Origin of the sequence: Enterococcus sp. AZ163 (assembly GCF_050498925.1) — a bacterium.
GTDB classification, from domain to species: domain Bacteria; phylum Bacillota; class Bacilli; order Lactobacillales; family Enterococcaceae; genus Enterococcus_A; species Enterococcus_A ferrettii.
The window spans coordinates 3,286,359-3,309,557 of record NZ_JBIPAO010000001.1 but is presented as its reverse complement, the minus strand read 5'-3'; the positions used below and the strand labels follow the sequence as shown (position 1 = coordinate 3,309,557).

Annotated in this window: 23 protein-coding genes; 21 read left to right on the top strand and 2 right to left on the bottom strand. The window is 34.5% G+C overall.

Annotation, left to right across the window (positions count from 1 at the left end; genetic code table 11):
• The first annotated feature begins 2 nt into the window (after window positions 1–2).
• The 20 genes from pseI to IGI46_RS15825 all read left to right on the top strand — a co-directional run bounded on the left by pseI (window position 3) and on the right by IGI46_RS15825 (window position 20,650).
• Window positions 3–1,049, top strand: coding sequence for a pseudaminic acid synthase (gene pseI, locus IGI46_RS15920; RefSeq protein WP_429963978.1), 1,047 nt, complete (start codon window positions 3–5; stop codon window positions 1,047–1,049).
• Window positions 1,049–2,227, top strand: coding sequence for a UDP-4-amino-4,6-dideoxy-N-acetyl-beta-L-altrosamine transaminase (gene pseC, locus IGI46_RS15915; RefSeq protein WP_429963977.1), 1,179 nt, complete (start codon window positions 1,049–1,051; stop codon window positions 2,225–2,227). The genes pseI and pseC overlap by 1 nt, the downstream gene beginning before the upstream one ends.
• A 56-nt stretch (window positions 2,228–2,283) precedes the next feature.
• Window positions 2,284–3,264, top strand: coding sequence for an NAD-dependent epimerase/dehydratase family protein (locus IGI46_RS15910; protein WP_429963976.1), 981 nt, complete (start codon window positions 2,284–2,286; stop codon window positions 3,262–3,264).
• A gap of 184 nt (window positions 3,265–3,448) precedes the next feature.
• A complete protein-coding gene (locus IGI46_RS15905; RefSeq protein ID WP_429973822.1) occupies window positions 3,449–5,437 on the top strand; it encodes a hypothetical protein in 1,989 nt (662 codons plus the stop codon).
• Window positions 5,438–5,801: 364 nt separating this feature from the next.
• Entirely contained in the window at window positions 5,802–6,947 is a 1,146-nt protein-coding gene (gene rffA / locus IGI46_RS15900) for a dTDP-4-amino-4,6-dideoxygalactose transaminase (protein ID WP_429963974.1), read from the top strand.
• Window positions 6,938–7,960 (top strand): NAD-dependent epimerase/dehydratase family protein, encoded by a 1,023-nt coding sequence (locus IGI46_RS15895; RefSeq protein ID WP_429963973.1) that lies wholly within the window; start codon window positions 6,938–6,940, stop codon window positions 7,958–7,960. Before rffA ends, IGI46_RS15895 begins: the two co-directional genes overlap by 10 nt.
• Window positions 7,953–9,113: an ATP-grasp domain-containing protein gene (locus tag IGI46_RS15890; protein WP_429973820.1), complete on the top strand. Its 1,161-nt coding sequence runs from the start codon at window positions 7,953–7,955 to the stop codon at window positions 9,111–9,113. The genes IGI46_RS15895 and IGI46_RS15890 overlap by 8 nt, the downstream gene beginning before the upstream one ends.
• Window positions 9,114–9,197: 84 nt before the next feature.
• Window positions 9,198–9,473, top strand: a complete 276-nt coding sequence (locus IGI46_RS15885; protein WP_429973819.1) for a hypothetical protein — start codon at window positions 9,198–9,200, stop codon at window positions 9,471–9,473.
• Window positions 9,466–9,801 (top strand): EamA family transporter, encoded by a 336-nt coding sequence (locus IGI46_RS15880; RefSeq protein WP_429963970.1) that lies wholly within the window; start codon window positions 9,466–9,468, stop codon window positions 9,799–9,801. Before IGI46_RS15885 ends, IGI46_RS15880 begins: the two co-directional genes overlap by 8 nt.
• A gap of 23 nt (window positions 9,802–9,824) precedes the next feature.
• Window positions 9,825–10,766, top strand: coding sequence for a glycosyltransferase family 2 protein (locus IGI46_RS15875; protein WP_429963969.1), 942 nt, complete (start codon window positions 9,825–9,827; stop codon window positions 10,764–10,766).
• A 900-nt stretch (window positions 10,767–11,666) separates the two neighbouring features.
• On the top strand, window positions 11,667–12,860 hold the full coding sequence (locus IGI46_RS15870) for a hypothetical protein (protein ID WP_429973818.1): 1,194 nt from the start codon (window positions 11,667–11,669) through the stop codon (window positions 12,858–12,860).
• Window positions 12,861–12,976: 116 nt separating this feature from the next.
• Window positions 12,977–13,930, top strand: coding sequence for a glycosyltransferase family 2 protein (locus IGI46_RS15865; protein WP_429963967.1), 954 nt, complete (start codon window positions 12,977–12,979; stop codon window positions 13,928–13,930).
• 91 nt (window positions 13,931–14,021) lie between these two features.
• Window positions 14,022–15,482 (top strand): endolytic transglycosylase MltG, encoded by a 1,461-nt coding sequence (mltG, locus tag IGI46_RS15860; protein WP_429963966.1) that lies wholly within the window; start codon window positions 14,022–14,024, stop codon window positions 15,480–15,482.
• A gap of 104 nt (window positions 15,483–15,586) precedes the next feature.
• Window positions 15,587–16,060: a transcription elongation factor GreA gene (gene greA / locus IGI46_RS15855; RefSeq protein WP_207702268.1), complete on the top strand. Its 474-nt coding sequence runs from the start codon at window positions 15,587–15,589 to the stop codon at window positions 16,058–16,060.
• A 144-nt stretch (window positions 16,061–16,204) separates the two neighbouring features.
• Window positions 16,205–16,927 (top strand): cell wall-active antibiotics response protein LiaF, encoded by a 723-nt coding sequence (gene liaF / locus IGI46_RS15850; protein ID WP_207702269.1) that lies wholly within the window; start codon window positions 16,205–16,207, stop codon window positions 16,925–16,927.
• Entirely contained in the window at window positions 16,924–18,009 is a 1,086-nt protein-coding gene (locus tag IGI46_RS15845; RefSeq protein WP_429973817.1) for a sensor histidine kinase, read from the top strand. Before liaF ends, IGI46_RS15845 begins: the two co-directional genes overlap by 4 nt.
• Window positions 17,984–18,616, top strand: a complete 633-nt coding sequence (locus IGI46_RS15840) for a response regulator transcription factor (protein ID WP_207702271.1) — start codon at window positions 17,984–17,986, stop codon at window positions 18,614–18,616. The genes IGI46_RS15845 and IGI46_RS15840 overlap by 26 nt, the downstream gene beginning before the upstream one ends.
• Before the next feature lie 106 nt (window positions 18,617–18,722).
• Entirely contained in the window at window positions 18,723–19,388 is a 666-nt protein-coding gene (locus IGI46_RS15835; RefSeq protein ID WP_207675692.1) for a potassium channel family protein, read from the top strand.
• Window positions 19,389–19,400: 12 nt separating this feature from the next.
• Window positions 19,401–19,694 carry a HesB/YadR/YfhF family protein gene (locus IGI46_RS15830; protein ID WP_429973816.1) on the top strand — a complete coding sequence of 98 codons (294 nt, stop codon included), beginning with the start codon at window positions 19,401–19,403 and terminating at the stop codon, window positions 19,692–19,694.
• A gap of 11 nt (window positions 19,695–19,705) precedes the next feature.
• Window positions 19,706–20,650 (top strand): glycosyltransferase family 2 protein, encoded by a 945-nt coding sequence (locus IGI46_RS15825; RefSeq protein ID WP_429973815.1) that lies wholly within the window; start codon window positions 19,706–19,708, stop codon window positions 20,648–20,650.
• A 28-nt stretch (window positions 20,651–20,678) separates the two neighbouring features.
• Here IGI46_RS15825 and IGI46_RS15820 read toward each other — a convergent pair whose 3' ends face one another.
• A complete protein-coding gene (locus IGI46_RS15820; protein ID WP_429973814.1) occupies window positions 20,679–21,626 on the bottom strand; it encodes a phosphoglycerate dehydrogenase in 948 nt (315 codons plus the stop codon).
• Between the two features lie 67 nt (window positions 21,627–21,693).
• The gene (locus tag IGI46_RS15815; RefSeq protein WP_429963960.1) at window positions 21,694–22,509 is read right to left on the bottom strand and encodes a DUF1189 domain-containing protein; all 816 of its coding nucleotides are present in this window, start codon (window positions 22,507–22,509) and stop codon (window positions 21,694–21,696) included.
• A gap of 152 nt (window positions 22,510–22,661) precedes the next feature.
• Here IGI46_RS15815 and IGI46_RS15810 point away from each other — a divergent pair, with 152 nt between their 5' ends.
• A complete protein-coding gene (locus IGI46_RS15810; protein WP_429963959.1) occupies window positions 22,662–23,129 on the top strand; it encodes a GtrA family protein in 468 nt (155 codons plus the stop codon).
• Window positions 23,130–23,199: the final 70 nt, after the last annotated feature.

Sequence of the window (23,199 nt, the reverse complement as noted above, 5' to 3'; positions counted from 1 at the left end):
TCTTGAGAATATGTGGAAAAAGTACTACAGAAAAAATTCTGATTATAGCAGAACTTTCAGCTAATCACGGAAATGATATCAATATTGCAAAAAAAACAATCGATGCAATTAAGGAGAGCGGCGCAGACTTTGTTAAGATCCAAACTTATACACCTGATACAATAACTTTAGATGTCGACAATAAGTATTTTCGAATCAATCAAGGTACTCTTTGGGACAATCGTACGCTTTATGATTTGTATAGTGAAGCTTATATGCCTTGGGAATGGACAGAAAAACTTTTTGAATACTGCGCAAGTATCAATTTGCCAATTTTTTCTTCTCCATTTGATTTCACAGCAGTTGATTTATTGGAAGAATTACATACACCGGCATATAAAATCGCTTCATTCGAAATAACGGATATTCCGTTGATTGAATATGCGGCGTCTAAAATGAAACCAATGATTATATCAACAGGGATAGCAGATGAGGAAGATATTCGAAGGGCACTAAAAGCTTGTCACGATGTCGGTAACTATGATGTAGTTCTACTAAAGACAACTTCTGCATACCCTGCGAATATTGAAGATGCTAATTTGTTGACGATGGCCGATTATAAAAAAAAATTTGATGTTGAATTTGGATTGTCAGATCATACCATGGGTTTTATTGTGCCTGTTGTGTCAGTGGGAATGGGAGCTCGTATCATTGAGAAACATTTCATATTAGACAAATCTATTGGTGGGCCTGATGCAGAGTTTTCAATGTCTCCTAAAGATTTTAAACAGATGGTTGAACAGGTTAGGTTAGCTGAAAAAGCAGTTGGTATAGTTGACCACTCGTTAACAGAAAAAAAATTGAAAAACAGAAAATTTGCTCGTTCGTTATTTGTTGCTGAAGATATCAAAGTAGGAGAAATCTTTAATGATACTAATGTACGTTCTGTTCGCCCATCTGATGGTTTACCACCTCGCTTCTTAAAAAATGTAATAGGAAAAAAAGCAACAAGGGACCTATCAAAAGGGACACCTCTTAAAACAAATGATATTGAAGGGTGGAATATTTAATGAAACCAATTCCATATGGGACACAATTTATAGATCAAAATGATATTGATCAAGTTGTTGAGACTTTAAAATCACCTTATATGACTCAAGGGCCCAAAGTTCGAGAGTTTGAGGAAGTTGTTGCAAAATATTTAGGGTGTAAATACGCAGTTGCTTTTAGTAACGGAACTGCAGCATTACATGCATGTTATCACGTTTCTGGAATTAAGAAAGGTGAGACATTCATCACGTCTCCTAATACTTTTGTTGCTAGTGCTAATGCTGGTCTTTATGTCGGTGCAGTTCCAAAGTTTGTGGATATAGACAAAGATACCCATAACATCGATCCTGCTAAATTATCAAGTGCATTGACATCAGATACAAAAGTTGTCACACCCGTTTCCTATTCTGGATATCCAGTAGATTTGAAGACGATTAGAGAAATTGTTGGGGAAGAGCGCGTTATTATCCATGATGCAGCACATGCCATCGGCGCTAAGTTGGAAGGTAAAAACATAATTGACTATGCTGATATGACTATATTATCTTTTCATCCAGTGAAACATGTTGCTACCGGTGAAGGAGGAATGGTTGTTACCAATTCAAAGGAATACTATAAAAAATTAAAAAGATTCTGCACGCATGGAATAACTAAAGAACCTCAAGAATTAACTAAGGAAGAGGGACCATGGTATTATGAAATGGTTGAGTTGGGATATAATTATAGGCTGACTGATTTGCAATCCGCTTTAGGAATTAGTCAAATGCGCAAACTAAATAACTCATTGTATGTTAGAAATAAAATTGCTGATAGGTATAATAAATTATTGAGTAACGTAGAGTGGTTAGAATTACCTAAAGCTATTTCCGATTTATCTTGGGTAAATGAAATTTCTCCGGATTCAATTGGAACTATTGCAAACTTAAATGCATATCATTTGTATCCATTACAAGTAAAAGATCCCAATATAAGGAAACGATTATTCTGCTACTTAAGAGAGAACGGAATATTAGTTCAAGTACATTATATACCAGTTCATTTACAGCCTTATTATGTAAATAATTTTGGGTTCAAAAGTGGGGATTATCCGGTAGCTGAGGAATTTTATTCTAAAGAGATATCATTGCCTATGTTTCCGACCTTAACTAAAGAACAGCAAAGATATGTGGTGGAAAAATTAAAAGAATTCAATCCGTAATAATTAAATGAAATGCTACTTGAATCAAACTCAACAAGAAAAGGAGTTTTATAGTGATGCTTGAGAATAATACAGTATTAGTTACTGGAGGTGCTGGCTTTATCGGTTCAACACTTACAAATCACCTTTCCGGAAAGAAAAACAAGATTGTCGTGATTGATGATTTATCAATGGGTAAAGAAGAAAATATTTCCCTAAACTCCAATATAAACTTTTTTAAAGGATCTGTAACGGACAGCAAGCTGATGGAAGATATTTTGTCTAAAAATGATTTTGACTACATCTTTCATCTGGCAGCTATAGCAAGTGTGGCAGATTCTGTTGAAAGACCAGTAGAGACTCATGAAGTGAATTTTGAAAGTGTTTTAACTCTTCTTGAACTAACCCGTAAATACCAAAAAAAAATCAAGCGTTTAGTATTCAGCTCTTCTGCTGCAGTTTATGGAGATGAACCAACTCTACCTAAACAAGAAGAATCGGTTATTCGACCTTTAACACCATACGCAGTTGATAAATTCGCTGGAGAACAGTATGTACTGAATTACAATCATTTATATGGTGTTCCGACTAGTGTTGTTCGCTTCTTTAATGTATACGGACCAAATCAAAATCCAAGGTCTCCATATAGCGGAGTAATTTCTATTTTAGTAGATCAATATAAGAAGTGTCAATCAGGTCAAGAGGCTACATTTACATTACTTGGCGATGGTTCTCAGTCTAGAGACTTTGTCTTTATTGATGATGTCATTCAAGCATTGTTGCTAGTGGCTAGTAATACGAATGCTTTGGGAAAGCAATTTAATGTAGGTACAGGGAATGCGGTTACTCTAAACTCATTAATCAAAATAATCGACAACGAGTTGCAAGTCAGGCTGCCTATCAACTACAAAAAAGAGCGTATTGGAGACATTAAGAATTCGGTGGCAGACATCACTCGTTTAAAGACCATTAGCTATAGACCACGTAATAAAATACAAGATGGGATAAAAAAATATTTAATCTATGAGAATATGATCAATATTGTAGCTGGTAACTAAATTAATGACTGATTTATAAAGCATACTAATGATTCGTGTGCATGGAAGCGTAAGGAAGTATGATTAATTATTTCTATTTGCATGCTTATTTTAAAGTCATTTAATCTCGGAGGGTTTTATGAATCGTATATATCGCTTCTTTGTTTTTTTTATCATAATACTTTATGTGCTATGTCTTTCGTTTTTGAGTCAAGTAATGTTGATTAATTCATTGAAATATCTAGTTTTTCAATTTTTTATTATTTTTTTGCCGGGGATGACAGTTTGTTCGTTTTATCAAAAAAAAATTAATGACCCATTGTTTTTTAATGTGTTTAGTTATGGAGTAGGTGTTGCTATAAATATTGTTTTATACTTCTTACTAAGTATCATGAATTTACTCCAGTTTGCGAACCTTACTATGCTACTTCTTGCTGGTTTTTGTTGTGTTATACTGATAAAATCATCGCGTGGAAGTTTTACAGGCAAACAGATTGATATTAATACACTATTTTATGTAAACTTCATAGTTATGCTGAGTCTAGTTACGGTATTAGTAGCTTTTACATTACCAAACTTGCTAATTGGTCAAAAAGAGTCTTATTCCTATTACGTAGATAGTCTTTGGCATATTGGAAACATAGTAGAGATCAAGTTAGGATTACCAATTGAAGACCTTAGAGTTCTAAAGGTGCCGATGCATTATCATTTTGGAATGCATGTCCATATAGCTATGATGGACTTTTTTATAGGTGGGATTTCTGTTGCTAGTACCTTTTATAGTTTTTCACAATTGGGGATAGTTATATTATTATTTTGTACGATGTTTGCTCTAGCAAAAAAGTGCCTAAATTCAAATTTGTTAGCGGCAGCTACTACAATGCTTTTGTTTATCATTGAAAGAAGTTTTTTATTTGTACACATCTTCAAATATCCATCTGGAGTGGGGTTAGCCTTAGCGTTTGAATTACTGGCTATTTATTATTTTATTTTTGTACTTTTGGATAAAACAAGTGAAAAAATGTATAAATTTATTATTAACGCAATACCATTATTTCTATTATTATTCGGGTCATTATACTCCAAAGCTCCTATGGGCGTGTTGCTGTACTGTGGCTGTATTATTACCATAGCATATAAAGCTATAAAAACAAGAAAAGATTACAAAAATATAATTGCTTTTATCGTTATTATAACAGGCTTGTTTTATCTTCTATATAGCAACCTTTTCGTTTCAAGTGACGCTGGGAGCAGCTCTTTAGGATTGGGGCTTGATTTTGGAAGGAGCATAATAAAAGATTCAACTTTTTATCAATTTTTGCTAAATAGAAAAATTGAAAGCATTATTATTTTTAGGGCAGTAGCAGTATTATTTGGCTTAATACAATGGCTATTAAATTTGGAAATACTAAGATGGGTTATGCCGCTATATATCCTTGGGCTACTTTTGTATTTAAGACACCCTTTAAAAATCAAGAGTTTAAACTTTTTTTTGTCATCGGTTATTTTGGGAGGACTTGTCTTGAATTTTTGCATCAGACAAGATGGAGCTTCAGAATATTATTTTTATATGGCAATTGTACCATTAATTTTATTGCAAGCTGTTGACATTTTAACAAGTATTATAGGAAATATCAAGGCAAGTGCTTTGTTACTTGTCTTAATTTCCTTAGCACCAATTTTTACTTCAGCGAACACTTTTACTAAGCTTGCTATCGAGGGAGGTATAAATTTTGCACAAAATACAGGTTCGATTACTGTGCCACAAATTCAAAGTGAGGGGGATTCCATTTCAAGAAAAGAATATCAGGGTATGATTTGGTTAAAGAATCATTCCCAAAAAAATGACATCATATTAACCGATCGTAGTTTTTTTATTAAAGAAGACTATCCTGATTTAAGAAACACTATTCGAAATCGCAATTATCGCTATCATTATTACTCAGCTTTTTCAGAGAGAAGAAATTATCTCGAAGGATTTGCTTATCAGAGAGACGCGTATGGAGATTTAATAAGAAAAAGATTTGATATAGTATCTACAATCTTCAGTGAAGAGGTTAATGCGGAATTAGAACAAGTAAAAAAAGAAGGTGTAAAATATATAGTTGTGACTAAATCTCTGCATCCCAAAGTATCATTCAATGAGAAAGTTGTATTCGAAAATTCAGATATTAGAATCTATGAGTTGCACTGATCGGGTTTGATTATTACTGATGAATCAATCAAGAATGTATATCACAATTAGTTTTTCACTAATATGAGTGCTAGCTTATCGCTTTATGACAGACTGCTAACAAAAATTTTATTTGTTTGAATTATAGATGCTGCACTGCTTTGATTGATATCTTGTGCATTTAGGAAGATGTGTCCAGTTGATACTTAAAACTAGAATTGTTTATTAAATCTTATTTTTTCTGAGGGCACTTACTAAGGACTCTTAGCTATGAGAACGACCATCTTTTTGTTCTTTTGTAATTTAAATTTTATGGACAAGTCAAATTAAAGAATTTCTCAGTATATCAAAATTTGCAAATCAAAAAAGATTGAGGTATTAGAAGATGATTAATTTTAATGAGCCTGTTTGCACTGGTAAAGAGCTTGAATATCTGCAGAAAGCTATTGTTAATAAAAAAATTAGTGGGGATGGGAATTTTACTCGATTTTGTAGCGAGTGGTTTGAAAAGAAGACCGGCTGTGAGTCTGTTTTAATGACTACATCGTGCACGCATGCGTTAGAAATGTCTGCAATTTTGGCTAAAATAATGCCCGGAGATGAAGTGATTATGCCAGCTTATACGTTTGTATCTACTGCGAATGCATTTGCATTAAGAGGAGCTAAGATAGTCTTTGTTGATATACGTCCAGATACTATGAATATTGATGAAATGAAAATAGAAGAAGCGATAACTAAAAGGACTAAAGCGATTGTCCCTGTTCATTATGCTGGAGTTTCTTGTGAAATGGATGTGATAAATCGATTAGCGAAAGAATATGATCTATTAGTAATTGAAGATGCAGCTCAGGGCGTCATGTGTGAATACAAGGGGGCTTCGCTAGGGACGCTCGGGGATTTTGGCACTTATTCCTTCCATGAAACAAAAAATTACACAATGGGGGAAGGCGGAGCTATCTTGATAAAGGACAAGAGGTATGGTGAGATTGCCGAGGTCATTCGTGAAAAAGGAACCAATAGAAGTCGATTTTTCCGAGGTCAAGTGGATAAGTACACTTGGGTTGATATGGGATCTTCCTATTTGCCGAGTGAGTTGAATGCTGCCTATTTATGGGGGCAATTGGAAATAGCTGAAGAGATCAATGATAAGCGTTTATCATTGTGGAATCAATACTATAATTCACTAAAAGAATTGCGGACCTTTGGAGTCGATTTACCAGTGATTCCAGATGAGTGTAAACATAACGGGCACATGTTTTATTTAAAATGCAAAAACCTGAAAGAAAGAACAGAGCTAATAAAGTATTTGAAAGAAAGAGACATTCAAGCCGTTTTTCATTATATTCCACTGCATACCTCGCCAGCGGGTAGAAGATTTGGTGAATTTATAGGTAAAGATGAGTATACTACAAGTGAGAGCGAACGATTAGTACGATTACCTTTATATTATGGTCTAGAAGAAAAAAAAGCTGATGAGGTCATAGGACAGGTCATTAAATTTTATAAGAAAGGAGCTAAGACATGGTTATAGTAATAGGTGCTACAGGATTTATAGGTCTGTATACTATTGAACGACTGATCTCGGATGGGTACGATGTGATTGCTACTGGTAGAAATAAATCCTTGGCTCCCTTAGTTGAGTCGTTAGGTGGAAAATTTATACAATTAGACATTACAGAAAAAGAAGATTTTAATAAACTTCCTACTGATAATATTGATGGGGTAATACTGCTGGCAGGGCTATTACCAGCTAATACAAAAGTCAATCTGGATGAAAATGAGAATGCCTATGACTATATTGCCACCAATACATTAGGTACAATCAATGTTTTGGAATTCTGTAGAGTTAAAGGGATAAAAAGAATGATATCTACTAGTTCCTACGCTGATGTTAGTAGCGCGTGGAAAAAAGGCTACCCCATAAAAGAAGATGAGCCAAGAAGTTTTGAGAAAGAAGGTGACCATGCTGCTTATGTAATCTCGAAGAATGCAGCTTCTGACATAATGGAATATTATAATATACAACATGACATGAGAACGGCAGTGTTCCGTTTGCCACCGGTATACGGAGTGGGACCACATTCGGAGATATATGTAAATGGGATATATTATAAGACAGGTATACAAACCTTCATAGATAAGGCTATTGCTGGAGAGCCAATAGAGATTTGGGGTGATCCGCACATATCTCGTGATATTATTTATGTTAAAGATGTAGCTAAGGCTTTTTCTTTGATCTTAAAAAATCAAACTGCGAAAGGCTTATACAATATGACCTCATCAACGGAACTTAATTTGGAAGAACAAGTAAAAATAATTATTAAAGTATTTAGTGATAAGAAAGAATCTCCAATAGTCTACTGTCCTGATAAACCTAATAATACACCATCTTTCCTATTTAGCATGGAAAAAGCAAAAAGAGATTTTGGTTTTGTGCCAAAATACAAAAATTATTTTCAGATGATGAATGATTATAAGCGTGAGCTAGAAAGCAAGCGATGGAATTTATTAATAGAAACTAGAAGAAAAAATAGCGGTGATTAAATTGAAAAAAATAGCAATCATAGGAGCCGGAGAGTTCCAGCTACCTTTAATAAAGAAAGCTAAACTTTTGGGATTTGAGACTCATGTATTTTCTTGGGAGCAAGGAGCTGCAGGTAAAGGTAGTGCAGATTATTTTTATCCAGTAAGTATAACAGAAAAAGAAAAAATCCTAAATCAGTGTAAAAAAATTAAACCCGAGGGTATTGTTACAATTGCTTCAGATCTTGCAAATATTACTGTTCAGTATGTTGCGGAGAAATTAAATTTAGTCACTAATTCAAAACAATGTATTCGTGTTACTACTGATAAATATTTAATGAGGGTAGCCTTATCACGAAAAGGCACTCCCACTCCAAAGTTCGCTAAATTTAATACGATTCCAAACAATGAAGAATTGAAACATTTTAGCCTGCCAATCATAGTTAAACCGACAGATCGTTCTGGAAGCCGTGGTATAACAAAATTGGATAGCTTTAGCGAAAAGAAACTAACTAAAGCCTTTTCAGTGGCACAAAAAGACTCATTTGATAATAGTGTTATAATCGAAGAATTTGTTGATGGGATTGAATATAGCTGTGAATCTGTTTCTTACGATGGAAAACATCATATTTTAGGAATTACCAGAAAGTTCACAACTGGATCTCCTAATTTTATTGAAAAAGGACATATAGCTCAGGCAAATTTACCTGAAAAAATAGTCAAGGAAATACATGCAGCAATTCCAACCGCATTGGACTGCCTGGGAGTAGAATACGGTCCTTCTCATTCGGAATTCAAAATTACCAATTCCGAAGAGATCCGAATTATTGAGGTGGGATCGCGTATGGGCGGCGATTATATTGGTTCTGATTTGGTTCCTCTCTCGACGGGGTATGATTTTTTAAGGATGACTATTGATATAGCTACCGGAAAAAAACTCGAAATAGAAAATACTATTGAGCAATATCCTTATTGCGCAATTCGATTCTCCGTTAGCGATCAAGATAGTTCCTTATTAAGACAGTTGGAGTTAAAACACAGTGAAAAGATGAAATCGGAACTTGTATTAAGTAAAAGTGACCATGTAATTGATAGTTCTTCAAGAAAAGGCTCCTTAATAGCTGTATTTGATAAATATGATGAAGCATTGAAGATGCTAGAATTGAGTGATTAAAAGTTGAAAAACAAAGTGTCAAAAAAAATAAAGAGCTTGGCGTGCTTACAAGGCATTGTTGTAATATACACTTTATCAGGTGTTATGGCAAAATTAGCTTCTGGATATGGTTTTTTAAGTACAGATTTTTTGTTGTTCTATGGCATTGAAATACTAATTCTGGCATTTTATGCGTTTTTTTGGCAACAGATTATAAAACATTTTGATTTATCAATCGCTTATGCAAATAGATCGATTGCTCTACTATGGTCAATGATTTGGGCGGTCATTTTCTTTCAAGAAATGGTAACGATCAAAAATATTATTGGAGTAATTGTTGTTATTATTGGTACAACAATAGTAAATAAAGAATATGAATAAATATTGGATATTGTTGTTCTTAGCTGTTATCATTTCTTCGATCTCGCAGATAATATTGAAACTAGGATCAAAGCAGTCACACGAAAGTCTAATCAGAGAATATCTAAATCCTCACGTTATTGTTGGATATACACTAATGGTAGTTTCAACGATTTGTATTATTTTGTCTTATCGAGGGGTGGATTACAAAAATGGACCTGTAATTGAATCTTTAGGGTACATATTAGTGATGATTTTAAGTAGTATCTTTTTGAATGAAAAGATTACTAAGGGCAAAGTTGTAGGTAATTTGGTTATCTTAATAGGTATTATAATTTTTTATTTCTAATCGTTAGTTTGTAGGAGGAATTTATGGAAATCACTGTTGTAATACCCGTTTATGGATGTAAAGCTTCTTTATTTGAGTTATACGAGCGACTCAAAACTGCACTATCGTCTATTACAGAGCATTTCGAAATTATTTTTGTTAATGACAATGATCCTCAAAATTCTTGGGAAGTTATTGAGCAAATTTGCCAAAATGATAAACGAGTTATAGGAATAGAGTTATCTAGAAACTTCGGACAAATATATGCGATAAATGCTGGATTAGAAGAGTCCTCAGGCAAGTGGGTAATTGTCATGGATTGTGACTTGCAAGACCGGCCTGAAGATATTCCAAACTTATATAAAAAAGCAAAAGAAGGATGGGATATTGTTTTAACCAGAAGAGCAAATCGACAGGATAACTATTTCAAGAAGTTAGTCTCTAAATTTTTTTACAAAGTCTATTCTTATGCTACAGATGGTAACTATGATCCTGCTTTAAGTAATTTTTCTATTTGTAAAAAGAAAGTAGTGGATAGTTACCTATCCATGAAGGATTATCATCGGGCATATGTAATTTACTTAAAATGGTTAGGTTTTAAACAGGCTGTAATTGATGTGAATCATGATGCTCGAAAAGAAGGAAAATCATCTTATAACTTTAAGCGTCGAATGAAAATGGCTAGCGATATACTCATCTCTCAATCGGATAAGATACTAAAACTAATGGTCAAGGTAGGCTTTTTAACTACAATCTTGTCTTTACTTGCTGGAATATATGTGTTGGTACTTTATTTTAATCGCTCTTTACTCACAGGATGGCCAAGTCTAATTGTTGCCCAATTCTTTTTAAGTGGAATAATTCTCTTAGCAATAGGAATAGTGGGATTATATGTAGGTAATATATTTATGCAAACTAAAGGTCGCCCTTTATATGTTGTCCGACAAATCCTAAATAAAGGTGATAAGTATAGTGGCTCAGTTTAATATTCTCCATATAAATTTTGCTTTTAAAAATGTGCTGATTATCTAAAATCATAGTATAAGTAAACAGTCTATTATTCATGCTGCGTAAATAGAGTCAGAAAACTATACCTCAATAAAGATTCAAAGGAGTGGGATGCCACATAGCGGAGAACTATTTTTCGAAAGTTTCTAAACGTTATTCTTCTAGATGAACTCGGTGAATCGTTGCAAAGGTCAGGTTTAACTTATCGTCAACTAGATCTGATTTCTTTTAGCTAGTTGGAAAAGTTTTGTTGTCTTGTTCAGAACACTCGCTATCGATCAAATAGATCAAAAGTGTCTCAATAAGAATGGATGTTTTATTAAGGTTTTCAAGGCTTGAGGTTTTGCAAGCTTATAGGGTTTTTTATTATGAGATTTTTGAACTGATTTGTTACTGATCTTTGATAAGAGTACCTGACTTAATTGCTTATTTAGAGTAGAAAGTCCTGTGAGAAAGTATATTTGTGTTGAGTTTTTCAAAGAATTGTCAGTTTCATGAAAGCAGAATTATTTGTATGATAACTGGGTAATTCCTTACAGATAAAAGTAAGTCAGAAGTTTACCTACGCTCGAAAATTTATTTTATTATCTTTATAAGCTAAGTTTTACGTTGATTGGACTTTTTCTATTAGCAAATCAATATTTATTGCAGAAATCTAATTATGAAAAAAGTATATTTAACCTACCTATATACTAAGGGCCCTTTTTGATGGTCTAGGATAAGTTATCCTTGATTAGTAAAAGGACTTTTTTATTTATGGAAAGCTAGAGACCAAGTTTTTTAGTTGTCAGAACAGTATTGCATCTCTAGTCGTGAAAAATAGTTCTTACCGAGTGCGATTCTGATCTAAAGATAAAAAAGAAAGTAGGAAAACTAATTTGCTAAAAGCTACATTAAAAACGTTAGTGTCATTAATAGTTTTATATGTTATATTGATGACTACTACATATAGTATTCCGAATAGCGCCTTAAACGAAAAAATAGATGAATCATTATCTACTTTGAAATATGAAGGAGACTACAAGATAATCAACACTGGGGATTTTGGAACAAGGTTGGATAACTTCACTGATAGGGTTATGATCCAAAAGGCTAGAAAGGGAGAAGCCTCACCTATAAAAGAGGGCATGTCAATATCTGATTATCCAAGGTATTGGCATGGCTATCAAGTATTTCTTCGCCCTATGCTTACCGTGATAAGCTATACTTCAATTAGACAAATTTATTTGTTGATTCTAATAATTTTTTTAGGTTTGAATTTCTATTTGCTTACTAAAAGGACTAACTTGCTAGTTTCAATTAGTCTAATGATTAGTTTGACGGCGGTTCGATTCAATGTATTCTCGTTAAGTATGCAGTTTTCTAATGTTTTTATTTTGTTGTTAACTGGGAATGCGTTTTTGCTTACTAGAAATGATACTTTTTTCAAAGGCTATAAACGTTATCTCTTTTTTCTAGTTATAGCTTCCTTAACTAATTTTTTTGATCTATTAACTGCTCCAATGATTACTTTGGGAATACCTTTGGTTATTGTTTGCTATCTGATGCTCACCACTGTTGGAAAAGAAAAATATTCTCTGCTAGATTTTGTAAAAAATATTATTAATTGTAGTTTTTTTTGGGGTATTGGATATGGTATAACTTGGATAAGCAAGTGGTCGGTTGCCACCGTTATCTTGAAAAGAAATGTTGTATCTGATGCTATCAATCAGATATTATTTCGAACGGAAGGGGATCAAAATTGGCCTGTTGACAGGGTTAAGATGCTTGGGCATAATATAGTGCTTGCTTTCAACAAAATTAACTTGCTTTTTATTGTAGGCTTTTTGTTATCTGTGATCATTATGATTTTATTGAAAAGAAAGAGAAGTATTAAAGTAATTTTTGAAAAGCGCATTCTTGTGTCAATTTGCTCATTTATATTTATAGCAAGCATGCCTTATCTTTGGTATTTAGTTTTGGCAAATCATTCGCAAATTCACTACTGGTTTACTTATAGGTTACAAGTAATAACCATATTTTCTATAATGGTCACTTTCTCTTTTTTTTACGACTGTTTATGTAGGGAATAATCAAGTAATAACCGTTATTTTGTAAAAAATTAAAATACGATATTAGATCGAAATAATATTTGAGAAAAATTAAACGATTTTTGAGATGAACTATTTTAATACAGAGGAGAAATTTGATGGAAAAAATAGCAGTACTAATCCCTTGCTACAACGAGGCCTTGACCATAAAAAAAGTAATCAATGATTTTCAAAGAGAACTTCCAAATGCAGATATTTACGTCTATGACAATAACTCTACTGATAACACTCATGAGATTGCTTTAAACGAGGGAGTAATCGTTCGTAAAGAACCTCGTCAAGGTAAAGGGAATGTTATTCGGCAGATGTTTTTTGACATTGATGCTGATTATTATTTGATGGTGGATGGGGATGATACTTACCCTGCAGAAGCTTCTCATGAACTTTTAAAGGTGCTGAGAGAAAGTAGAGCGGATATGGTGATTGGTGACCGATTATCTAATGGCACCTACTTTGAGGAGAATAAGCGTGCTTTTCATGATGTGGGTAACAATCTAGTTAAAAATACTATCAATCAACTATATAAAGCAAATATCAAAGATGTCATGACTGGATATCGTGGATTCAATAAGTTGTTTGTAAAGAGCTTTCCTGTAATGAGTTCAGGTTTCCAAATTGAGACTGAATTTACTATCCATGCGTTAGATAAACGCTTCAAACTTATTGAAATTCCTATTGATTATCGTGATCGTCCTGAAGGCAGTGAATCAAAACTGAATACTGTTTCTGATGGGATTAAGGTATTGCTCACAATTGTTAAAATGTGTAAAGATTACAAACCTATGTTGTTCTTTTCGATTTTTACTGTTTTTTTCTTTTTATTAGGATTAATTACTGGTATTCCAGTTATTTCCGAGTTTATTAAAACTGGTTTCATTACCAAATTACCATCCTCAGTTCTAGCGACCGGTTTAATGACTCTTGCACTTTTGCTGCTGATTACTGGTTTGATACTCGATACTGTAGTTACAAACGCTAAAAAGGATTACGAACTAAATCTTTATCACGTGTACAATAAAATTTCCAATAAGAAAGATGCTACAAAAATGTAAAATTTGTTACGAAATAACGATAACCATTTCACTCCTCCGAACTTTCATGTATAATATACAAAGTTATGACATGAAGTAAGGGGGAGTTGTTTTGTCTGACGTGCAGAACACACACTCAGAAGAAGGTTCTTTTAAAGAACAAATTATGCGTGCGTTAGAAGAAAATCGGCAAAAACGTGAGACTGAACAGGGCGGAGAATCTATCAAAAAGATTGAACGACCTTATGCTCCTAAACAAGATCCGATTGTTAAAGAGAAAAAACAAACTTCTGCAAAAAAGAAAGCTACAGTTACTTCTAAAAAAGCGAGAGAAGAAACAGTAACTTCAGCTGCTATAGAAGAAGTTAGTGAAAATGATGAACCGACTATTTTTGAAAAACTTAGTGATAAAATAGAAGAGATTCGTCAGATCGATTACGATGAATATGAAGAAGAGTTAAGCGAGGAGAGCAATTTGAAGCGAGCAGAACGTAGAAAAGAGGATCGGGTCGTTCGAAAGATCGTCTATGTTTTGACTGTTGCGATATTGATTATTGCTGGAATTTTGGCTATTTCCGGATATAATTATGTCAGTGCAGGTTTAAAACCCTTAGATACTAATGATAAAAAATTAGTACAAGTTGAGGTACCTAGTGGTTCATCCAATCGACAGATTGGTGAAATTTTAGAAAAAGACGACATCATTCGTGACGGATTAGTCTTTAACTTCTATACTAAATTTAAAAACTTAACGAACTTTCAAGCTGGTTATTATCAGTTTTCACCCAACATGACATTGGATCAAATTGGTAAGGAGCTGCAGCAAGGTGGAAGTGATGTACCTTTAGATGATGCTTCTAAGCTAACCATCCCTGAAGGATACGATATCGATCAGATTGGTACTTTAGTTGCTAAGAAAACTGACTTCAGCAAAGAAGACTTTTTGAATTTGATGAATGACGAAGCGTTCTTTAATCAATTAAAGGAACAATATCCAGATTTGTTAACGGATGCTGGAAATGCTGAGGGTGTTAAATATCGTTTAGAAGGATATTTATTCCCTGCTACGTATAATGTTTTAAAAACCAATAATTTACAAGAATTGGTTACTCAAATGGTTGATGCAACTAGCCAAGTGATGGCGCCTTACTACAGCAAAATCAAAGAAAAAGGCATGACCGTACAAGAAGTAATGACTTTAGCTTCCTTAGTGGAAAAAGAGGGAATAACAACAGAGGATCGTAAGCAAATTGCACAAGTGTTCTTCAATCGTATTGATGAAGGCATGCCATTGCAATCTGATATCTCAATTCTTTATGCTTTAGGGGAGCATAAAGAATTAGTTACCTACAAAGATACGGAAATTGATTCTCCATACAATCTGTATGTTAATACTGGTTATGGACCTGGCCCTTTTGATAGTCCAAGTCAGGATGCAATCTTGGCTGTATTGGAACCAACTGCCAATGATTATTACTATTTTGTAGCAGACATTTCAACTGGAAAAGTATATTATGCTAAAACGTATGATGAGCATATGGAATTAGTTGAAAAATATGTTAATAAAGATTAGCTAGACTAATTTACAAATAAGCAATTACGTGGTAATCTTTTGTGGATCAACTCTACAAAGGATTACCTTTCGTAATTTATTTAGAATGAAGGAGCAATAGAATTATGGTAGAAAAAGTTTATCCTATGACACATGAAGGAAAAGAAAAGCTAGAGCAAGAATTGGAAGAATTGAAAACGGTAAAACGTGGCGAGATTATTGAGCGAATTAAAATCGCCCGCAGCTTTGGTGATTTATCTGAAAACTCGGAATATGAATCAGCTAAAGATGAGCAGGCGTTTGTTGAAGGACGGATTAGCACACTTGAAAATATGATTCGTTTTGCACAAATTATTGACAATGACAATGTAGATTCTGATGAAATATCCATTGGTAAAACTGTCACTTTTGTCGAACAGCCTGATGGTGACGAAGAAGAGTACACGATCGTTGGTAAAGCAGAAGCGGATCCATTTTCTGGCAAGATTTCGAATGATTCACCGATTGCTCAAGCGGTTATCGGTAAAAAAGTTGGAGATATTGTTTCTATTTCTACTCCTGGTGGAGATATGCAAGTGAAAATTACAAAAGTTGGTTAATCTTAATCAGAGGGTTTAATGATTTAATACTAAGCTTCACGAACTAATTTTCGTGGGGCTTTTCTTATGTCCTACTAAAGTCCGATAGTATTCGAAATGCAAAACAAGTAGAATGAGGTATAAACAATTCAGGGGGAGAATATTGTGAGAAGTCCTTGGCGTTTTTTTATCATTATTGAAGCTTTGCTGGCAGTCTTTCTACTGTGGCAAGTTTCATCGAATCCACCCGTATTGGTTATGGTGGTATTTGGTATTTTAAATATCTATTGGGGATTACGCAAAAATCGTCGCCGCAAATTTCAACTTATTTTGGGTTCGTTGATTTTAATAATTTGCTTGGTAAATAGTCCGGCGACTTGGTTAATGCTTATTTTTGCGATTTTATTTTTGGGCTTAAAGGGAGTGGAAATTGCGGGTGTCTCTTTTCCAAGTTATTCCTTTAAAAATAAAAAGCAAATGATTATCGTGGCAACCGAAAACCCAACTGAGCATCAAGGCGAGAAAAAGAAACAGTCTTGGTTTGGCAACGATCGCATAGGCAATCAGGTTTTTGAATGGGATGATATCAATGTGGATCTTTTTGCTGGCGATACGATAGTAGATTTAGGGAATACTTTGCTTCCCAAAGAAGATAGTGTTGTAATTATTCGTAAAGTTTTTGGTCGAACTCGTATACTTGTTCCTTATGGAGTAGGAATTTTGTTCGAACATGCAACATTCTACGGGAAAGTTCATTTTGAAGATGAAGAAATAAGCTTGAAAAATGAATCATTAAAAATGTACAGTGATGACTATGATGATAGTCCTAGAAGAATAAAGTTGATTACGAATTCCTTACTAGGAGATGTCGAGGTGATTCGAGTATGATGGATAAATTTTCGCGCGGTCATTTGGCATTTTATTCGGGGCTAGCAACTTTTCTATTGTTAATTACAACTCTTTATATGTACATGTATGCGATTGGCAAGAAAAATTTGATTGGTCAGCTAATAACTGCTAGAATTTTCTATATTCCTATGATTATTCATTTATTAATGATTGCGTTCACGGTTGGAATTGTTGTGTATTTTTTAATTACATTCTTGCAGAAGCAGCAGTTTGATAAGATTGAGGAAAAGCTTCAATATTTATCATCAGGTAATTATGATCATCCGAACTTAGATACTTCTATGTCTCAAACTAAAGATTTATTGTTGATTAATGATGATATTAAAAAGATCCAACAAAAGCTGGTTAACATGTCAAGAGAGCTGCAGCAATTAAGCAGTCAGCCGCAGCTAGTAGACGGTACGACTAAGGAAAAAATATTAGAAGAGGAAAGGCACCGCTTAGCCAGAGAATTGCATGATTCGGTGTCTCAGCAGCTGTTTGCGGCCATGATGATGATGTCAGCGCTAAATGAACAGTCTCAGTATTCTGATGAACTAGAGCCTTATAAGAAACATCTAGCTATGGTGGCGGACATAATTAATGCTGCTCAATCTGAAATGAGAGCGTTGCTACTGCACTTAAGACCTGTTAGCTTAGAAGGTAAAAGCTTACGTCAAGGAATTGAGCAATTATTAAAGGAACTGCAAACGAAAATTCAAATTCGTTTGAAATGGGATGTTCAGGATATTCAAGTATCTTCGTCAATTGAGGATCAGTTGTTCCGTGTGGTCCAGGAATTACTCTCAAATACACTGCGGCATGCAAAAGCAAGTGAGTTAGAAGTGTATTTAAAAATTATTGGTCAAAATATCAGTTTACGTGTAATTGATGACGGAGTAGGTTTTGAAACCAATGACGAACACGCCGGTAGTTATGGATTAAGAAATATTCGTGAACGTATCGCTGGTGTAGGTGGGACAACAAAAATAATTAGTTTTAAAGGACAAGGAACGAGTATTGAGATTAAAGTTCCTTTAGTGAAGGAGGCAAAACATGATACGAGTGTTGTTGGTGGATGATCATGAAATGGTTCGTTTAGGAGTTTCTTCTTATTTATCCATTCAAAGCGATATTGAAGTAGTTGGTGAAGCTGAGAATGGTGAAGAAGGTTATGACAAGGCTTTAAACTTGCGTCCAGACGTCATTTTGATGGATTTGGTGATGGAAGTAATGGACGGCATCGAATCTACTAAAAAAATCCTAAATGACTGGCCAGAGGCCAAAATATTGATTGTAACGAGTTTTATTGACGATGAGAAGGTTTATCCAGCAATCGAAGCTGGTGCTTCTGGATATTTACTTAAAACGTCAACTGCCCATGAAATTGCGGATGCTATCAGGGCAACCTATAAGGGGGAGCGGGTTTTAGAGCCAGAAGTGACCACTAAGATGATGGAACAGTTGTCTAATCGTAATCGACACGTTCTTCATGAAGAGTTGACTAATCGGGAGCAGGAAATCTTATTACTAATTGCTCAAGGTATGAGTAATCAAGAAATTGCTGACGAATTATTTATTACATTGAAAACAGTCAAAACGCACGTATCAAATATTTTGGCGAAATTAGAAGTAGAGGATCGTACTCAGGCAGCAATCTACGCCTTCAAACACGGGTTAATAAAATAGAGGAGTTCCTCTGTTTTATTAACCCGCTCTTTGCTATACTGGGAAAAGTGAAGAGAGGGTTCTTTAATTATAAAATCCAGAAATCTGAAATTTGAGGAGATTGAGCATGAAACAAAGTTTTGTAATTGTCGGTCTTGGTCGTTTTGGTGGAAGTATTTGCCGGACTTTAGTAGAATCAGGTCAAGAGGTATTGGCAATTGACAGCAATGAAGACCGTGTCAATGAGTATATGAATATTGCCACCCATGCAGTAGTTGCCAATGCTCAAGATGAAATGACGTTGCGTTCGTTAGGCATTCGCAATTTTGATCATGTGATAGTAGCAATCGGTGAGGATATCCAGGCGAGTATATTAGTTACTTTAATGTGTAAAGAAATGGGTGTTCCTAATATATTGGCAAAAGCTCAGAATGAATACCATGCAAGAGTTTTAGAGAAAATCGGAGCAGATAGAGTAGTCCATCCGGAAAGAGATATGGGCTATAGGATTGCTCATAATTTAGTTTCAAAAAACATATTAGACTATTTGGAGCTTTCTGCAGAATATTCTTTAGCAGAAGTGGTAGTAACTAACAAAAAATTTTATGGAAAAACTCTTCAAGAACTAGATTTTCGTCAAAAATTTGGTTTAAACGTAGTTGCTATTCGCCGAAATAATGATGAACCAATTGTATCTCCGCCTGCTGAAGAAATCGTGCAGCAAAATGATCACTTGGTTGTAATTGGTTTGAATGAAGACGTGGATTATCTTGACGAGAAAATGAACGGATAGGAGTCTGACAGGATGAAATTAACAGTAACACCAGCTGCACAAAAATGGTTCAAGGAAGAAATTGTTGTAAATGAAGGACAAGGGATAAAGTTTTATGGGAAAGTATATGGTAAAACTCAAGTACATGATGGATTTTCTGTGGGGATGGCAGTTGATACACCAGAAAAAACATTGATTACTGAAAAGTTAGGTGGTAGGCTATTCTTTGTGGAAGAAGCAGATGAATGGTTTTTTAAAGGGTATGATTTATTTGTTGATTATGATGATGATCTTGACGAACCTAAATATGAATTTAATGAAGCTTAGAGGTGAATAGAATGTTATCAATTATTGTTCCTTGCTTTAACGAAGAGGAAGCAATTCCTCTTTTTTTTGAGGAAATGGAGAAAATCCAGCCACTTACTGGAAAAAACTTTGAATATATCTTTATTGATGATGGTTCAAATGATGATAGCTTGAAATCTATAAAAAGATTGTCATCGGTTAAGGGATCTAAAATAAGATATATTTCTTTTTCACGCAATTTTGGAAAAGAGGCAGCGCTGTATGCAGGTCTGCAAGCATCAAAAGGCGATTTGGTTACTGTAATGGATGTTGATTTACAAGATCCACCAGAGCTGTTGCCTCAAATGATTCAAATGATTGAGTCTTCTGACATAGATTGTGTTGGTACTAGGCGTGCTGATCGTAAAGGTGAACCGCCGATACGAAGTTTTTTTGCGAAGAGATTTTATCATTTGATAAATAAAATTAGTGATACTTATATGGTTGATGGTGCCCGAGACTATCGGTTAATGACTAGACAGATGGTAGATGCTGTTATGGAAGTAACGGAGTATAATCGATTCTCTAAAGGGATATTTAGTTGGGTTGGATTTAAAACCGAATATATATCTTTTGATAATCGTGAGCGTGCTGCTGGTGAAACATCGTGGTCTTTTTGGAAATTGTTTAATTATTCAATTGACGGTATTATTAATTTTTCGGATGCGCCTTTGAATATTGCTTCATTTGTAGGAGCTTTGTCTTGCGTAGGGTCTGGAGTTGCATTACTTTTCATTATTTTCAGGGCATTAATATTTGGTGATCCAACATCGGGATGGCCTTCAATGGTATCTATCTTACTTTTTATTGGTGGGTTGCAGCTTTTATCATTGGGGATTATTGGGAAATATATTGGAAAGATTTTTCTGGAGACGAAGAAGAGGCCAATTTATATTGTAAAAGAAACTGAAGATAAGAAAAACAGTCTAAAAGATTAGCACAATCGGCTAACCTTTTAGACTGTTTTTAATACCCTTTTCTCAACTCAATCTGATTCTCTACAAGTTTCCCCTCAGCTACATAACTCTTCAAATTTTTCAAAAAGATAGTCATAAACTTCCATTGAAAATCGACAGTCATTCCGGAGATATGTGGGGTGATTAATAAATTTTCTAATTCCCACAGTTCACTATCGACAGGCAAAGGCTCTTCCTCAAATACATCGAGTGCAGCAAAAGCAATTTGCTGTTCCTTGAGTGCGGTTGCTAATTCTTTGGTGTGCACACAGTCACCACGACCTACGTTTATGAAGACAGCATCAGGTTGCATATGACTGAAGACGTCACTATTAAAAATGTGATAAGTGGCTTCTGTTCCTGGAAGGATACCAACAACGATGTCCATGCCCTCAGCAATCTTTGCTAAATTTTTAATAGAATAGGTTTCGATAAATCCACTCACTGGATGTCCAGTGGTATTAATGCCGTACACGTTAACACCTAAACCTCGAAGTGAAACGGATAGTTGTTTACCAATATGACCAGTGCCAACGATTAACAAGTTTTTACCTGAAAGCTGATCATAGTGAATACCTGTTTGGTCCCATTTTTTGACTGCTTGATTTTTGATTGCTTGCCCGATTCCACGGTAGTATGTGAGTAAGGTTCCAATAACATGTTCACTGATCGATAGAGAATGAATTCCACTGCCATTAGATAGGAGTATGCCCTTTTTTTCAAATTCGGATAAAGGCAAGTAATCAACACCAGCTGAAACAGCTTGTACCCATTTTAAGTTTGAGTGATTTAATAGCTGAAGTTCTTTTTCCCGTTTCCAACCGACGGAAATTTCAACGTTGTTTAGCTCGTCATCAGCTAATTCCGTACTAACTTGATAGTTTGGCGCAATTTCCTGTATTTTAGTCACGAATTCTTTACGGAAGGCTTTTTGTAAATTAATAATTGGTTTTTGCATTTTGTTCACCTCGACATTCATTCTATCAAATTATCGACAAAAAAACTGTTTACAGCTTTGTAAACAGTTAAGTATTGGGCAATTTCATTTTTGGATAATTGTTGCTGACTTGAAAATAGATAAAAACACTAATACAAGTGATTAGCAGGCTTGAATCAAAACTAGCATCAAAGAACATGATAATCATGGATACAATCGTAGGAATTGTCGCGCAGAAAATAATTGTTTTGAATGTTTCAAAAAAAGTGACCTGCCGAAGTCTAAACTTGGCGAATAGGTGACCAGCAATTGCGGTAAACAATAAGGTTACGATTAAATTTATGATTGTTGGGTAGAGTGCAGCTAACAGCATAACAATAGGTGCCCAAACTGGCAACTGAAGATTCTCCAACTCTGCTCGCAAACCTTTACCAGTAAGTTCGCTGAAGGGTTCTTTCTCATAAGAAAAGTGTAAAACATTATCACCAAATAGGGAAGTACTAACACCGCCCATATCAGGTAACGCTAAAACAGCTTCCTTTTTTAATAGACCGACACTAAAATAGTTTCCGACTAAATCATTTGCAACATCCTTCTCTGTACGTTTACCTTCAGGATCAAAGGTCAAAATGATAGAGTTTGTCTGATAGATAAAGCCATTATTTGAGCCTTCCGCTTGAATCTCGCCGTTTTCTATTTGGAAATCGGGCACTTTCTGAGCAATTTTTGTGCTGTCACTTTTAATTTCCTGCAGTACCTGCATTCCTTCGTAAACTATCGGTAGGGATAAAAAGATACTTAGAACAATAAGATAAATGATTGCTTTCCAGAAAGGAATATCTTTTGCATCTTTCAGTGTGGAAAAGCGAAAAGTCGCTCCTTTTATTAATTGACTAAATGTCATATGATCGCTCCAATCTATCAATCATTGTAGCGAAGTACTACTGGAATAACAAGGCAATGGGAAAAAAAGATAAAAGAATTTATACAGTGAATTGACTATGACAAAAGACTACTGTAAGGTACAAAGTGGAATTATGAGAAGGGTGAAAGTGAATGAACTATTATCGTAAATTTGAAAGCTATTTAAAAGAAAAAAAACTTTGGGAAATATTTATCTACTTATTCTTTGGTGGTTTGGCAACGGTGGTTAATATTGTAACCTTTACTATTGCATATCAAATGTTTCATTTAAGCTGGCCGATTTCTAACACGATTTCATGGATTTGCTCGGTGTTATTTGCTTTTGTGACCAATAAGCTATGGGTTTTTCAATCAAAAACGGAGACACTTGGGGCATTGACCTGGGAATTTAGCAAGTTCTTGTTTGCTAGGATTATTTCCTTTGGTATGGATATGGCATGCATGTATTTATTCATTGATATATTTAGTACAGGGAATTTAGTAGCTAAAATTATTACTCAAATTGTAGTAGTGGTGGCTAATTATGTATTTAGTAAAGTATTTATCTTCAAGAAAGTAGAAATTATTGAAGAATCCTCTTCAAAATCGGAAGAAAAGTAAGCATATACTTTGAAAAGCCTGTGATAATCTGATAAGATTTTAATGTACCTATTTCTAAGGAGGAAATAAA

Bases quoted from the DNA above. Each gene is read 5' to 3' on its own strand.
- IGI46_RS15810 (WP_429963959.1), top strand. From the start codon at position 22,662: ATGAACTATTATCGTAAATTTGAAAGCTATTTAAAAGAAAAAAAACTT.
- IGI46_RS15895 (WP_429963973.1), top strand. From the start codon at position 6,938: ATGGTTATAGTAATAGGTGCTACAGGATTTATAGGTCTGTATACTATT.
- IGI46_RS15875 (WP_429963969.1), top strand. From the start codon at position 9,825: ATGGAAATCACTGTTGTAATACCCGTTTATGGATGTAAAGCTTCTTTA.
- IGI46_RS15830 (WP_429973816.1), top strand. From the start codon at position 19,401: ATGAAATTAACAGTAACACCAGCTGCACAAAAATGGTTCAAGGAAGAA.
- rffA (WP_429963974.1), top strand. From the start codon at position 5,802: ATGATTAATTTTAATGAGCCTGTTTGCACTGGTAAAGAGCTTGAATAT.
- greA (WP_207702268.1), top strand. From the start codon at position 15,587: ATGGTAGAAAAAGTTTATCCTATGACACATGAAGGAAAAGAAAAGCTA.
- pseC (WP_429963977.1), top strand. From the start codon at position 1,049: ATGAAACCAATTCCATATGGGACACAATTTATAGATCAAAATGATATT.
- IGI46_RS15825 (WP_429973815.1), top strand. From the start codon at position 19,706: ATGTTATCAATTATTGTTCCTTGCTTTAACGAAGAGGAAGCAATTCCT.
- IGI46_RS15815 (WP_429963960.1), bottom strand. From the start codon at position 22,509: ATGACATTTAGTCAATTAATAAAAGGAGCGACTTTTCGCTTTTCCACA.
- IGI46_RS15910 (WP_429963976.1), top strand. From the start codon at position 2,284: ATGCTTGAGAATAATACAGTATTAGTTACTGGAGGTGCTGGCTTTATC.
- IGI46_RS15885 (WP_429973819.1), top strand. From the start codon at position 9,198: ATGGCAAAATTAGCTTCTGGATATGGTTTTTTAAGTACAGATTTTTTG.
- IGI46_RS15880 (WP_429963970.1), top strand. From the start codon at position 9,466: ATGAATAAATATTGGATATTGTTGTTCTTAGCTGTTATCATTTCTTCG.
- IGI46_RS15845 (WP_429973817.1), top strand. From the start codon at position 16,924: ATGATGGATAAATTTTCGCGCGGTCATTTGGCATTTTATTCGGGGCTA.
- IGI46_RS15840 (WP_207702271.1), top strand. From the start codon at position 17,984: ATGATACGAGTGTTGTTGGTGGATGATCATGAAATGGTTCGTTTAGGA.
- IGI46_RS15835 (WP_207675692.1), top strand. From the start codon at position 18,723: ATGAAACAAAGTTTTGTAATTGTCGGTCTTGGTCGTTTTGGTGGAAGT.
- IGI46_RS15820 (WP_429973814.1), bottom strand. From the start codon at position 21,626: ATGCAAAAACCAATTATTAATTTACAAAAAGCCTTCCGTAAAGAATTC.
- IGI46_RS15865 (WP_429963967.1), top strand. From the start codon at position 12,977: ATGGAAAAAATAGCAGTACTAATCCCTTGCTACAACGAGGCCTTGACC.